The 12,891-nt window shown below is 68.4% G+C and carries 13 protein-coding genes; 1 reads left to right on the top strand and 12 read right to left on the bottom strand.

Annotated elements, in window-relative coordinates:
• Positions 1 to 8: 8 nt before the first annotated feature.
• Genes RTI28_RS25610 through RTI28_RS25590 form a run of 5 tightly spaced genes read right to left on the bottom strand, consistent with a single transcriptional unit; the run spans position 9 to position 2,981 of the window.
• Positions 9 to 797: a molecular chaperone gene (locus RTI28_RS25610; protein ID WP_401257468.1), complete on the bottom strand. Its 789-nt coding sequence runs from the start codon at positions 795 to 797 to the stop codon at positions 9 to 11.
• A gap of 40 nt (positions 798 to 837) precedes the next feature.
• Positions 838 to 1,338 (bottom strand): spore coat U domain-containing protein, encoded by a 501-nt coding sequence (locus tag RTI28_RS25605; protein ID WP_316923076.1) that lies wholly within the window; start codon positions 1,336 to 1,338, stop codon positions 838 to 840.
• Between the two features lie 3 nt (positions 1,339 to 1,341).
• Entirely contained in the window at positions 1,342 to 1,875 is a 534-nt protein-coding gene (locus RTI28_RS25600) for a spore coat U domain-containing protein (protein ID WP_316923075.1), read from the bottom strand.
• Positions 1,876 to 1,893: 18 nt separating this feature from the next.
• Complete coding sequence (locus tag RTI28_RS25595; protein WP_316923074.1) at positions 1,894 to 2,421, bottom strand: spore coat U domain-containing protein; 528 nt, start codon at positions 2,419 to 2,421, stop codon at positions 1,894 to 1,896.
• Between the two features lie 32 nt (positions 2,422 to 2,453).
• Positions 2,454 to 2,981 carry a spore coat U domain-containing protein gene (locus RTI28_RS25590; RefSeq protein ID WP_316923073.1) on the bottom strand — a complete coding sequence of 176 codons (528 nt, stop codon included), beginning with the start codon at positions 2,979 to 2,981 and terminating at the stop codon, positions 2,454 to 2,456.
• 195 nt (positions 2,982 to 3,176) lie between these two features.
• Here RTI28_RS25590 and zapE point away from each other — a divergent pair, with 195 nt between their 5' ends.
• Positions 3,177 to 4,283, top strand: coding sequence for a cell division protein ZapE (gene zapE, locus RTI28_RS25585; protein ID WP_316923072.1), 1,107 nt, complete (start codon positions 3,177 to 3,179; stop codon positions 4,281 to 4,283).
• On the opposite strand, the gene RTI28_RS25580 is transcribed toward zapE, so the two are convergent.
• From RTI28_RS25580 to RTI28_RS25550, 7 genes are all read right to left on the bottom strand, one after another.
• Positions 4,276 to 5,271 (bottom strand): methionine ABC transporter ATP-binding protein, encoded by a 996-nt coding sequence (locus tag RTI28_RS25580; protein WP_316923071.1) that lies wholly within the window; start codon positions 5,269 to 5,271, stop codon positions 4,276 to 4,278. The two genes, zapE and RTI28_RS25580, sit on opposite strands and share 8 nt — an antisense overlap.
• Before the next feature lie 446 nt (positions 5,272 to 5,717).
• Complete coding sequence (locus RTI28_RS25575) at positions 5,718 to 7,508, bottom strand: ABC transporter ATP-binding protein (protein ID WP_316923070.1); 1,791 nt, start codon at positions 7,506 to 7,508, stop codon at positions 5,718 to 5,720.
• Positions 7,505 to 8,323, bottom strand: a complete 819-nt coding sequence (locus tag RTI28_RS25570; protein WP_316923069.1) for an ABC transporter permease — start codon at positions 8,321 to 8,323, stop codon at positions 7,505 to 7,507. Before RTI28_RS25570 ends, RTI28_RS25575 begins: the two co-directional genes overlap by 4 nt.
• Positions 8,324 to 8,336: 13 nt before the next feature.
• Complete coding sequence (locus RTI28_RS25565) at positions 8,337 to 9,395, bottom strand: ABC transporter permease (RefSeq protein WP_316923068.1); 1,059 nt, start codon at positions 9,393 to 9,395, stop codon at positions 8,337 to 8,339.
• Positions 9,388 to 10,956 (bottom strand): ABC transporter substrate-binding protein, encoded by a 1,569-nt coding sequence (locus RTI28_RS25560; protein ID WP_316923067.1) that lies wholly within the window; start codon positions 10,954 to 10,956, stop codon positions 9,388 to 9,390. The genes RTI28_RS25565 and RTI28_RS25560 overlap by 8 nt, the downstream gene beginning before the upstream one ends.
• An 11-nt stretch (positions 10,957 to 10,967) precedes the next feature.
• The gene (locus RTI28_RS25555) at positions 10,968 to 12,143 is read right to left on the bottom strand and encodes an LLM class flavin-dependent oxidoreductase (protein ID WP_316923066.1); all 1,176 of its coding nucleotides are present in this window, start codon (positions 12,141 to 12,143) and stop codon (positions 10,968 to 10,970) included.
• A 12-nt stretch (positions 12,144 to 12,155) separates the two neighbouring features.
• Positions 12,156 to 12,890: a class II aldolase/adducin family protein gene (locus RTI28_RS25550; protein ID WP_316923065.1), complete on the bottom strand. Its 735-nt coding sequence runs from the start codon at positions 12,888 to 12,890 to the stop codon at positions 12,156 to 12,158.
• Between the last annotated feature and the right edge of the window lies 1 nt (position 12,891).

Here is a 12,891-nt window from a genome sequence, read left to right as displayed (position 1 = left end):
CGCTCACTTCAATGCCCCTGACCGATGGTCTGAGCGGTTTCGCCGCCATTCACGCGGCCCTGCAGCACGGTCGCCGCCGACGCCTGCAAGGGCGCCGGCCAGCGCATGCTGGCGCCGGGCAGCACGTAGCCAAGCAGGCCTTCCACCACCGGGCGCCGCTGCCCGCCCTGGTGCATGACCACGTCGGTCAGGCGCGCATGCACCGGACCGCTGTTGCGAATCTCGACGAACGGCTGGCCCTGCACCGAGACCTGGCGCCAGCTCAGCTGCGGCTTGCCGACCCCGGCGCTGTCGCGCTGGCCCTGCGGATCGGGCTTGCCCCACAGGCCCTCGCCATAGACGAACAGCGGCACCGAGTAGCGCATCTGGAAGCGGATCGCCGCCTGCGCCTTGCCGGTCTCCTGGCTGGGCGGCACGGCCGGCGGGATCTCGTCGATGATGATGCGGTAGGCCTGTTCCTGGCCGACCGGCGAGGTGCCGGTGCGGGTCAGGCGGATGAGCTGCTTCTGTCCCGGGGCGATCTTCGCCAGCGGCGGGCTGCCGATGATCTCGCGCTGGTTCTGGTACTGGTCGTCGAATTCGCCCTGGCGCCAGGCGAAGATGCGGATCTGCAGGTTGGCCACTTCGCTGCCGCGATTTTCCAGCCACAACGCACCGGCCTTCTGTTCGGCCTCGATCACCGGATCGATCGGCCAGATCAGTACCGAGGTCGCGGCCTGCGCCATGCCTCCCCACCACGCCAGAAGCAGCGCCAACCACGCCATCCCCGGGCCGCGACGCCGAGCGTCCATTGCCATGCCAGCCTCCTGTGTTGTTCTTGTCGCCCGGCAGGTTCGCCTACCAGGTCAGTGTCACTTGCAGCACATCGGTGTAGGTCCCCGCCGGCAGCGCCCCGCTCAACTGCGCGCGGGCATAGATCGGCAGCTTGATCGCGGTCGGGTCGCTGTAGCTGACCGCCACGCTCTGGTTGATGCCCAGCGCCTGGCTGAAGGCGGCATCGCGAAACAGCTGGTAGACCTGCAGGTTGCTGCCGGTGCCGCGCTTGAGGTTGCGGCTGCCGTTATTGTTCTGCCCGCCGTCGACCGCCATGTTCAGGGTCGTCCCCGGCGTGCATTGCAGCGTCACCGTGGTGCCGCCCAGCGCAGTGGTGGCGGCGGCCGTGGACAGCGCCGAATAGCTGCCGAAATCCAGGTTGCCGTAGTTGCTCACGCCGCCCACCACCAGGCAGCCGGCCTGGATCGTCGCGTTGACCAGGAAGGTGCTGCTGGTGGCGGCGTCCAGCGTTGCCGGCACGACTGCCGCGACCAGCGCCAGGCCCAGTGCCAGACGCCCGTGCATGGCTCAGAAACTCAGCTCGACCGCCACCGTGTCGCTGTAGGTGCCCGGTGGCAGCCCGGCCTTGCCCACCGCCTTGCCGTACAGGTTGACGGTCTGCGCCGCGCCGCTGCTGGTGGGCAGGGTGATGGTGCCGTTGATCGGCAGCAGCGTGGCGAAGCCGGCGTCGGTGTAGAAGTCGTAGGGCACGAAGTTGCCGGAACCGTCGGCCAGCGCCCGGGTGCCGCCGCTGGACAGGCCGTCATGGGCACCGACGCCGACCTTGATCACCGGAATCGCACCGTTGGAGCAGAGAATGCTCATGGCACCGCCGCCCCCGGCCAGCACCTGGGCACCGGCCTCGGTGAACAGCGCGGTCTGGGTACCGAAGTTCAGCGCACCGAAGTTGACCCCGGTGGTCGCCGTCGAGCCATTCACCTGGCAACTGGAGATCAGCACCAGCGAGGCGTTGATATTGCCGGTGACGCTAGCCGCCTGGGCCTGGGCGGCGCAGACCAGGGCAGCGCCAGCGAAGAGGAAACGGTAAAGGTTGGCTTGCATGGTTCACTCCTTTGACTGTCACCAGTCCAGCGTCACCGTCAGGGTGTCGCGATAGACGCCCGCGGGCAGGGCTTTGGGGTTGGCTACGACGACGCCGTAGATGGGAATCGGGATCTGCGCCGCACTGCTCACCGAGAAGCTCAGTTGCTGGCCGATGCCGTAGTTCGAACGTCCGGCCGGGTCGGTGGACAGTTGATAGGGAATGAGCACGCCGCCATTGCTCAGGCGGCGGGTAGCGCCATCGGGATTGCTGCCGCCATTGATGGTCACGCTGAAGGCGCGCACCGCCGGGTTGCAGCTGACCTGCAGGTTGCCGCTGCCGGCGGCATTGTCGAGGGCGGCACGCAGCGGGTTGTCCCACATCGGCCCCTGCGCGCCGAAATCCAGCACACCGCCGGCGGGCGCCTGCGGCGTCGGATCGTTGCTGACCTGGCAGGCGGAGGTGATCACCAGCCGCGCCTGGATCTGACCGCTCATGGCGCCCTGGGCGCTGGTGCTGAGCAGGAGCGGTCCCAGGCTCAGCAGAAGAATGCGGGCTGTGTGCATGCTGCTCGCTCCCTAAGCAGTACCCTCGACCGTCACCAGGTGACGGTCACTTTCAGTAGATCCGAATAGCGTCCCGTCCGTGGAAGCTCGGCTTGCGTGTCGATACGCGCGTACAAGGGCAGTTCCACCGAACCGCTGTCCGGCACCCGGCCCTGCTGGGCGATGTTCACCGCCAGCGGCACACGCCAGGCGGGATCGCGGAACAGCCGGTAGGGAATGGGCCTGGCCCGGGGATCGGCGGAAACCAGATAGCGCACCTCGCCGGTGCCACCGTGCAGGCCGCCGTCGACCTCGACCTGATAGGCGGTATCCGGATTGCACTCCAGCCGTGGCGGGCGCTGCACCAGCAACTGGCTGGTCAGGGGCCCGGCGCGATCGTCCAGGCGCGGGCTGTGACCAAAATCCAGGATGCCGAGAGCCTCGCCAGAGGCGCTGCGGGTTTCATGGATCAGCAGGCAGCCGCGCTGCACGTCGATGCGCACTTCGACGAGAAAATCCGTGGCCGCCACGCTCTGCGCCGTACACAGTCCCACCAGCGCCAGCAGTGATCGTCCCTTCACCTTCCCTCCCTGTCCTTGCAGGAGTGATCTGAAATTGAGGGTAGCAGCCGAGGAAAATGCTGCCAGCAGATTAAGAAATGTACAGACTTTGTATAGGAATTATCCGCGAGCCACGTCAGTCCGGCTGGCGACCTTTTTCACTATCTGGTTAATATTGCCGCCCCCATCATCCCACCCTCGTCGAGGAGCCCCGTTTTGCCTGCCTGGATCCGCTCGTCCCTGCGCGCCCTGCACAAGCGCCTGACCTCCCGCGCCGCGCCCGAACAGGCCGCGGGCAGCGCAGTCCGGCGCTTCTTCGCCGAGAAGGCGCGCGAGCAGGGCTATACCCTGAGCCCGGGTCAGCAAGGCGTGATCGCGGCGATGGCGGAACAGGCCACCCGGCTTGCCAGCGGCCAGGCGCGCAGCCTGTACCTGTATGGCCAGGTCGGGCGCGGCAAGAGCTGGCTGCTCGACGGCTTCTACAGCGCCCTCGGCGAGGTGCCCAGGCGCCGCCTGCATTTCCATGATTTCTTCGCCCGCCTGCACCAGGGCATGTTCGACCACCGTCACCAGGACGATGCCCTGGCGCTGAGCCTCGACCACCTGCTCGGCGATTGCCGGGTGCTGTGCTTCGACGAATTCCATGTCCACGATATCGGCGACGCCATGCTTCTCACGCGCCTGTACCAGGCGCTGTTCGCCCGCGGCATCCTGGTCCTGGTGACCTCCAACTACCCGCCTGCGGGGCTGCTGCCCAACCCGCTGTATCACCAGCGTTTCGAGCCGGTGATCCGCTTGATCGAGGCGCGCATGCAGGTCCTCGAAGTGGGCGGCGAGCAGGACTATCGCGCCCTCCCCGACGCGGGCCGGCAGCAGCGCTTCAGCCAGGGGCATTACGTCTGGCCCGGCACTGTGCAGCAGTTGGACGCGCTCGGTTTCGCCGAACCTGCGCAGGCGCTGGTGCTGGAGGTGAACAAACGCCGGCTGCCCGCGCGGGTGCGCGATGAACGCAGCGTGGTCTTCGATTTCGCCGGCCTCTGCGAGCAGGCCACGGCGGTGATCGACTACCTGGAACTGATCCCGCGCTTCGAGCACTGGACCATCGAGGGCCTGCCGAACCTGGAGGATTGCAGCATCGCGGCGCAGCAGCGCTTCATCAACCTGGTGGACGTGCTGTATGACCGCGACCGGCCATTGCTGCTGATCGGCGCGCGGCCCCTGGCCGAGAGCCTGGGGGGCAGCGTCGCGGACCTGGCGCGAACGCGCAGTCGCCTGGGCCAGTTGCGACAGATCGGACCGCCGCCGGGCACTGCGATCAGCTGACCGCTTCGACCCGATCCGCCAGGCCCTGGGCCCGCGCCAGCCCGTCCCCCGGCACCGCCACCCGCAGGCGTCCCAGCGCGCGGCCCTGAATCCGTTCCACCCCGCCCTGCAACAAGCGCACGCCGGGTAGCGCCGCAGTGAGTGCCGCCAGGTCCGGTTCCAGCCCGCGCGCGCCGGTGTAGTGCAGGTCCAGCACCTGCTCGCCGGCCACGTCGATCGCTTCCTCGTGCTGCGAGGGCGCCAGCAGGATGCGGCTGACGGCATGTTGCGGATCGCCGAAAACCCGCCACACCTCGCCCTGCTCCACCACCCGCCCGCGCTCCAGCACCGCGACGCGGTGGCAGAGGTCGCGGATGACTTCCATCTCGTGGGTGATCAGCACGATGGTCAGGCCCAGGCGGCGGTTGATATCGCGCAGCAGTTGCAGGATGGCCTGGGTGCTTTCCGGGTCCAGCGCCGAGGTGGCTTCGTCGCACAACAGGATCTGCGGTTCGAGGACCAGCGCCCGGGCGATGCCGACCCGCTGTTTCTGCCCGCCGGAGAGTTGCGCGGGGTACGCCGCGCGGCGCTCGCTCAGGCCCACCAGTTGCAGCAGCTCCTCCACCCGCCGCGCCCGTTCGGCCGCCGGCACGCCGGCCATGCGCAGGGGCAGTTCGATGTTTTCGGCGACGCTGCGGGTAGCCATCAGGTTGAAGTGCTGGAAGATCATCGCCACCTGGCGCCGCAGGGGGCGCAGTTGCCCGGCATCCAGACGGGCGATGTCCTCGCCGTTGATCAGCACCTGGCCGGCGCTGGGGCTTTCCAGGCGGTTGATCAGGCGCAGCAGCGAGGACTTGCCGGCACCGCTGCGGCCGATGATGCCGAAGATCTCGCCGCGCTGGACCTGCAGGTCGATGTCCTCGAGGGCGACCAGATCGCCGTAGCGTTTGCCGATGCCGCGCAGGTGCAGGGGGGTGGCGGTTTGCAGTTCGGGGGTGAAGCGGGTCATGGGGGCATGTTTCCAGGTAGATGTAGCCGGTACCGGCCCTATCGCTGCATGGGTATCTACACATCTTCGAAGGCTTGTCGGGGAACCGCATCAAGGCCACCAGGTGCCGGCCTTGAGTCTTGCAGCGCCCTCAAGATCGAGCGCCGCCCGCGCGGCGCATCGCGGATGAATCCGCTCCCACATTTGTTGCAACGTACCTATGTCTGTCAGGCCATGGTTGACCGCCTTGTTGGTTCGTCTCGATACCGAGTCGTGCCCAACAGCCTCCCCGCGATACATCGCCGAAAAAACAAAGGCTGACAACCCAAATCCCACAGGCCATGGCACGTTGCAACAAATGTGGGAGCGGATTCATCCGCGATGCGCCGCGCGGGCGGCGCTCGATCTCAAGAGCGCTGCAAACCTCACGACAGGCACCTGGCAGCCCTGACGCGATTCACAAGGAATCACCGCTGGAACTTCGCCTGCGCCACCAGCCCTTTCACATAGTCGCTACCAGGCCGATCCAGCACCTCGGCACTGCCGCCCTCCTCGATGATCCGCCCGTCCTTGACCACCACAATCCGGTCGGCAATCGCCCGCACCACGCCAAGATCATGGGTGACGAACACCAGGGTCATGCCCTCCTCCTGCAGCTCACGCAGCAACGCCAGGATCGCCGCCTGCACCGACACGTCCAGCGCCGAGGTCACTTCGTCGCAGATCAGCACCTCCGGCTCGCACACCAGCGCCCGGGCGATCGCCACGCGCTGACGCTCGCCGCCGGACAACTGATGGGGATACTTGCCCGCCGTTTCCACCGGCAACGCCACCCGCGTCAACGCGGCCTCGATCCGCTCGCGGCAGGCCGCACCCTTGAGCCCGAAGAAATGCTCCAGCGGTGCCTGCAGGCACTGGAACACCGACTGCCGCGGGTTCAAGGCACGGTAGGGATTCTGGAAGATGTACTGGATGCGGTGCCGGGTCGCCGCTGCGCGCTTGCGCGCCAGCAGGCTCAGCGGCTGACCGGCGAAACGCAGCTGGCCGATGCCGCCATCGCCCAGCCCGGCCAGGGTCCGCGCCAGGCTGGTCTTGCCCGACCCGGACTCGCCGACCACCGCCAGGCACTCGCCGCGATGCACCTGCAGCGACAGGTCGAACAGCACCTGGCGGTCATAGCTCAGGTTCAGCTCGCGCAGTTCCAGCAAGGGCTCGCGCGCCGGCGCCAGCACGCGCAGCGGCACCGCCTCCGGCGCCGGCAAGGCGGTCAGTTGCGGATGCACGCACGCCACCTGCTGCGTGCCTTCCAGCACCTGCAATGCCGGCTCGGCCGTCGCGCACGCCGCCGTGCGCCGCGAGCAACGTGGCGCGAAGCTGCAGCCGGACGGCCGCTGGCCAGGCGCCGGTGCATGCCCGGCGATCGCCCGCAGCACCCGCTGGCGCCCCACTTCCGGAATCGCCGCGAGCAGGCCGAGGGTGTACGGATGCGCCGGGCGCTCGAACAGCCGCTCGCGACTGGCGACTTCGACGATGCGCCCGGCGTACATGACCATCACCCGGTCCACCAGGTCCTTGATCACGCCCAGGTCATGGGACACGTACACCGCCGCCACGCCCTGCTCCTTGCACAGCCTGCGCACGGTTTGCAGGATGTGCGCGCGGGTGCCGACGTCCAGCGCGGTGGTCGGCTCGTCGAGGACGATCAGTTTCGGCCGCAGGACGAAGGCCAGGGCCAGCATCACCCGCTGCTGCTGACCACCGGACAGTTGATGGGCGAAGCGCCGGAGGAACTCGCGCTCCCCCGGCAGGCCGACATCCACCAGGGTCTGCTGCAGGCGCAGCTCCCGTGCCTGGCGGTCCAGCCCCGGCTCATGGGCCTGCAGGGTTTCCAGCAGCAGCTTGCCGATGCGGATCGCCGGGTTCAGGGCCAGCGCCGGGTCCTGCGCGACATAGCCGATCAACCCACCGCGGGCACGCCGCAAGGCTTCGCCGCCGAGGGCCAGCAGGTCGGTCCCCGCCACCCGTACCTGCCCGCCGCTGATCCGTGCGCCGCGGCGCGCATGGGCGAGCAAGGCCGTGGCCAGGGTGGTCTTGCCGGAACCCGACTCGCCCACCAGGCCGAGGATCTCCCCCGGCGCCAGGCTGAAGTCGATGTGCTCGATGACATCGGCGCCGCTGTCCAGCTCGACCCGCAGCCGTTCGACCTGCAAGGCCGCGATGCCCGCCTGCGCCGGCGTGGAAAGAACGAATGCATTCATGTGCGCGCTCCCGCGCTGTACCGGGCGATGCCTTCGGCCAGCAGGTTGGTGCCATAGGCGAACACCGCGATCAGCAGCGCCGGGGCCAGCACGGCCCAGGGCTGGATCAGCAGGCCGGCCTGGTTTTCATTGATCATCAGGCCCCAGTCCGCCGCCGGTGGCGCGACGCCGTAGCCGAGGAAGCTCAGACCCGAGAGCATGCCGATGCCCCAGGTGAGCATGTTGCCGAAGTGCACCAGCAGCGGGGTCAGCACGTTGGGCAGGATCTCGCGCAGGAGGATGCGCGTGCGCGAAAAGCCCATCATCTGCGCCGCCTCGACGAACTCCTGGCTGGCCACCGCCACCGCGCTGCCACGGGCCAGGCGGATCACCCCGGGGGTGAAGGCGATGGCTACGGTGAGCACGATCAGCCACGGTTCGCGGCCGAGCATGGAGACGATCAGCAGCACCAGGATCAGGTCGGGAAAGGCCAGCCAGATATCCGCCAGCCAGGTGATCGCCTGGTCCAGGCGCTGGCGCGACAGCCCGGCGAGCATGCCCAGGGCGCTGCCCACCAGCAGGGCCAGGGCGGCGGCGGCCACCGACATCCAGAGGATCGACAGGCCACCGGCCAGCAGCCGCGACCAGACATCATGACCGAGGAAATCATGCCCCAGCGGCGCCCCGGCCGCCGGCGCGCCATACACGCCGCCGAACATGTCGGTCGGCGCATGGGGCGCCAGCCAGGGCCCGAACAGGGCCAGCAAGACCACCGCCAGGGTCACCAGGGCGCCACGGCGAATCGAGGGTTCACGCCAGAATCGTGCGCTGAACATAGAACATTCCTTATCAAGGGGCCTTGGCCGCGGGACGCCGCCACCAGCTCTGGATGCCACGGCGATTGCGCTGGATCAGCCCGGCGCGGCGCGCCGTGCGCAGTTTCGGGGTGAGCAGCACGGTGAGCAGGTCGGCCAGCAGGTTGATCGCCACCACCCCGAGGGTGATGACCAGCACCGCGCCCTGGATCAGCGGCAGGTCGCGCATCTGGATCGCGCTGTTGAGCAAGGTGCCGACACCGGGGTAGCTGAACACCACTTCCGCCAGCAGCGCGCCGCCGATCAAGACCCGCAGGGTCAGGGCCACGCCCTGGATCGCCGGTACCAGGGCGTTGGGCAAGGTGTGGCACCAGACCAGGCGCCGTTCCGGGATGCCGCGCAGGCGTGCGGCGCCGACGTAGTCGGAATCCAGGGTCTCGATCATCGACGCGCGCACCAGCCGCGCCAGGTACGGCAGCGCCGACAGGCTCAGGGCCAGGGTCGGCAGGGCCAGGTAATCCAGTTGCCGCCACAGCGGGCGGTCCGGGTCGATCAGCGACACCGCCGGCAGCAGGTCGAAATGCGGCATGGAGAACAGCAGCACCAGGCCGATGGCGATCAGGTAGCCCGGGGTGGCCTTGAGCACGATCAGGCTCGCCAGGCCCCAGCGGTCCAGGCGCGAGTCGCGGCGCAGGGCCAGGCCGACGCCGATCACCAGGGCCAGCGGCACCACCAGCAGCAACACCCCGAGCAGCAGCGCCAGGGTATTGCCGAAGCGGATCAACAGCAGGTCGGCCACCGGCTGCGCGGAGTCCAGCGAGACACCGAGATCGCCACGCAGCACCTGGGCCAGCCAGCTCAGGTACTGCACCAGGATCGGCCGGTCCAGGCCCAGTTGCTGGCGCAGGGTGAGGATGCTCTCCAGCGGCGCCTCGGGACCGAGGATCACCCGCGCAGGATCCGACGGCAGCGCCTGGGTGGCGACGAACACCACCAGGCTGATGACCCAGGCGGTGAGCAGGCCATAGCCCAGGCGCCCGAGGAACCACGGCAGCCAGGCGGGCAGACGGGAGGTGCGGATAGGTTCAGGCATGGTTCAACCACAGGCTGTCGAAGCGCCAGGAGGCGAAGGTGGTCTGTTCGCCGTGCAGGCCGCCGACCTTGTTCGAGGCGGCGTCGAGCACGTCGGTGAAGCCCCAGATCAGCAGGCCGCCGCGCTGGTGCTGGATGGTCTGCGCTTCGTGCACCAGCTCGCGGCGCAGGGCCAGGTCGGGCTGGCCGAGGGCCTGGGTGAACAGCTGGGAGAAACGCTCGTCGCGGAAATTGCTGCGGTTGTAGATCGCCAGCGGCGCGTCGTTGTGCAGGCCAGTGGCGAGGAAGCCGCGGGCCGGGGTCGAGCACGGCGACACCAGCCACTGCTCCTTCTGCGGGCCGTTGAACACCGAATTGTCCACCGGGGTGACCTTGATCTCGATGCCGGCCTTCTTCGCCTGCTGGGCGAAGACCAGGGCGGCGTTGACTTCATTGGCGGTGGTGGTCAGCTCCAGGCGCAGGTCGCTGGCGCCGGCCTGGCGCAGCAGCGAACGGGCCTGGTCGAGGTCGTAGGGACGCTGGGCGATGGCGTGGTTGTAGGTCGGGTCCTGGGGCGAATACAGGTCGTTGGCGACCCGGCCGAAGCCGTTGAGGCCACGGCCCACCAGTTCCTGGCGGTCGGCCAGCAGGCGGAAGGCCTGGCGCACCCGTTCGTCCTGGAACGGCGCCTTGGCGGTGTTGAGGTTGAAGCCGCTGAACGAGGTGGTCGGCGACGCTACCAGTTGCAGGCGCGGATCGGCCTTGATCAGCGCGCTGTGCTCGGCCTGGATGCCGCTGGCAATGTCGATCTGCCCGGCGCGCAGGGCCGCGACCCGCGACACCTGGTCCTTGAATTCGATGATTTCCAGCTCGTCGGCATAGGGCTGGTTGGGCTTGAAGTAGTTTTCGAAGCGGGTGAACAGCGCCCGCTGGCCCGGCACGAAGCGCTTGAGCCGGTACGGCCCCGCCCCCACCGGGTTGTTCGGGTCGTAATCGGTGGGCACGATGCCGCCGAAGGCGATCAGGGTTTCGTCCAGGGGGAAGAAGCTGCGGCCTTCCTTGAAGCGGATCTCGATGGTCCGCTCGTCCAGCTTGCGCAGGGCCTGGCGGTCGATGGCGCCGACCAGCCCGGCAAAGGGCGAGGCCAGTTTCGGGTCGGTCAGGCGCAGGATCGAGAACAGCATGTCGTCGGAGCTGATGGTCTTGCCGTTGTGGAACTCCAGGCCCGGACGGATACGGATGGTCCAGGCGCTGGCATCGGCATTCGGCTCGGCGAACTCGGCCAGGCCCAGGCGCGTGCTGACGTCGTCGTTCCATTCCCAGAACTTGCTGTACAGCGCCCAGCCGCGAATGATCCCGCCGCCGGACGGCTTGTGCGCGTCGAGGTTGCCGGCCTGGTCGCCGTCGATGATGCCGACCCGCAGGCGCCCGCCGCGCACCGGGGTACCGGGTACGGCGGTGGACACCACGGCGGCCGGATCACCGCCACCGCAGCCGCTGAGCAGGCTGGAACCGAGGAGCAGGCCGCCGCCGACGGCAAGGCTGTTGCCGAGGAACACCCGGCGGGAAAATTCGTTGCGCATGGGGTACTTCCTCAGGCCGGTTCGGCGGCCGTGCGGGCGTTGAGGCGCGGAACCTCGAAGCCGTGGTCCAGATCGAGCAGGGGGAACAGCAGGTCGGCGACCCGGTGCGCTTCATCGATCAGCGGGAAGCCGGAAAGAATGAAAGCGCTGGTGCCCTGGGCCTCGTACTCGCGAATGCGCTCGGCGACCTGCTCGGCGCTGCCCACCAGGTAGGTACCGGCAGCCGGGCCCAGCAGGTTGAAGCCGAACAGGCTCGGACCGGTCCAGACGTTGGGGTAGATCTCCAGGTCGCGGGCGCTCGGCAGGCGGCCCTGGCGAATCGCCTCGACGTTGGCCTGGATGCGCGGGTCGTCGCTGTGGAAGCTGTCCAGGGTCTGCCCCGGCGGCAACTGGCGCTCGATGGCAGCGCGGGCGGTGGCCAGCGAGGTGTTGTCCAGCAGCTTCTGCGCGTGGGCCCAGGCTTCTTCCTCGGTTTCCCGGACGATGATCTGCAGGCGCGTGCCATAGGTCAGCTCGCGACCGATCTTCGCCGCCTCGGCGGCAACCTTGCGGAACTTGGCGCCGAGCCTGGGCGGGGTGTCGGCGAAGCTCAGGTAGACGTCGAGCAACTGCACCGAATGGGCCACGCCCGGGTCGGAGGTGCCGGCACCCCACAACGGTACGGAAAGACGCTTCGGCGGATGCCAGCCCCCCAGCGGATGGCGCGCGGCAGCGGCCGGACGCGGCGCCAGCTTGACGAACTGGCCGTCGTAACCCTCGGTGCTGCCGGCGTAGATGGCCTGGAACGCGCGCCAGTATTCGAGACTGAACTGATAGCGCTCGTCATGCGGGTAATGCACGCCGAGGGTCGCCAGCCCGGCATCGCTGCCGTTGACCACGTTGAACAGCAGGCGCCCGCCAGAGAACTCGTCGAAGGTCAGCGCCCACTTGGCCAGCACCGCCGGCGACACCTCGCCGGGGTGCTGCGCCACCAGGAAGCGCAGGCGCTCGGTGGCGTCGATCAGCGCCGCGGCCACGGCCAGGCTCTCGTTGGGGCTGGTGCCCAGCAGCGAGCCGTAGTAACCCAGGCGATCGGCGCTGGTCGCGAGGTGCTTGAGGTGGTTGAAATCGGTGCTCCAGCGGCCTTTCTCTTCCCACGGATAGGGGCCGTCGGGGCTGGTGAGGTACCAGAGAATCTTCACTGCCATGATCGAATGTCCTTATCCGCGGGGGCTGTCGTTGGCGGGCACCAGGCCCAGTTCACGGGCCTGGTCGAGCAGCTTGCTCATGGTCCATTGCTGGGTCAGCACCCCCGGCCCGTAGGGGCGCGAGCCGCCGAGGGATTCGGCGAGCAGTTGCAGTTGCGCGCCCTCCTCCAGCAGCAGGATGAACTCGGCGGTCTGGCGCAGGCCCTGGTTGCCCCACACGGTGGCGCCGCCGTTGGCTTCGAGAATGGCCGGGGTGAAGGGGTTTTCGGCCAGGCTGTCGAGGATGAAGTCCACTTCGTCCTGGCGCCGGTCGATGTACACCGGCAGTTCGCGGGCCAGCTGGAAGCGCTGCACCGGCACGTAGTGGAACGGCAGGGTGCGCTGGGTCTGGGCCCAGGCGCCGAGGTAGGGGCTGTGCACATGGGACACGGTGGTGATCTGCGGCTGCTGCTGGAACAGTCGGGTATAGCGATTGAGGCCGCCCTTGCCCTGGCCCAGCAGCAGGTTGCCGGCGAAGTCGGTGACGCTGGCCTTCAGTGGCTTGTGGTAGTTCCACGGGCCCGGGTAGTTGACCGAGACCAGCAGCTCGCGGCCCGGCACGCGCTCGATGAAGCCGACGGTGCCGTTGGCGGTGATGGTGTTGGTCTCGCGGTAGACGCGGAAGGCCTCGCCGGCCTCACGGGTGACTTCCTCGACGAAGTCCTTGAGCTCGGCATCGATCAGCGATTCGGTGGTCAGTACGGTCATC

It is taken from the genome of Pseudomonas sp. zfem002 (assembly GCF_032621685.1).
In the GTDB taxonomy this organism is placed as follows: Bacteria; Pseudomonadota; Gammaproteobacteria; order Pseudomonadales; family Pseudomonadaceae; genus Aquipseudomonas; species Aquipseudomonas japonica.
The sequence above is the reverse complement of the archived record's forward strand: the minus strand, read 5'-3'. Positions and strand labels throughout refer to the sequence as shown.